Genomic DNA, 456 nt, shown 5'->3' with positions numbered 1-456 from the left:
CATTGAGGAGACCATGGCAGACCGCAGACTGCAGGTGTTTCACACCGTTGCCCGGCTGATGAGCTTTACGAAAGCGGCTGAAGCGCTGCATATGACGCAGCCGGCGGTGACCTTTCAGGTCCGACAGCTGGAAGAGCAGTTCAACACGCGGCTGTTCGATCGGGGGCGCAACCGCATCAGCTTGACCGATGCCGGTAAGCGGGTATTCGAATATGCGGATCGTATCTTCGCGCTCTACGCCGAGATGGAGCAGGGCGTGCGCGAGCTCACCGGCGACATCAGCGGCTCGTTGACGATCGGTGCCAGTACGACGATCGCCGAGTACATGCTTCCGACCCTGCTCGGCGACTTCAAGAAGCGCTATCCCGAGATCGCGATCCACCTGAAGGTCTCCAATAGTGAGGGTATCGTCTCCCTGGTCGAGCGCAACGCGATCGATCTCGGCGTGGTCGAGTC

The 456-nt window shown here is 60.3% G+C and carries 1 protein-coding gene; it reads left to right on the top strand.

Features of this window, described 5'->3' with window-relative positions; genetic code table 11:
* Nucleotides 1-13: 13 nt before the first annotated feature.
* A partial coding sequence (locus CLD20_RS20095) for a LysR family transcriptional regulator (protein WP_224408450.1) occupies nt 14-456 on the top strand: 443 nt, incomplete at its 3' end.

It is taken from the genome of Afifella sp. IM 167, assembly GCF_020144925.1.
Taxonomy (GTDB): Bacteria; Pseudomonadota; Alphaproteobacteria; order Rhizobiales; family Afifellaceae; genus Afifella.
Note: the sequence above shows the minus strand (reverse complement) of the source record. Positions and strands in the feature narration are given on the sequence as shown.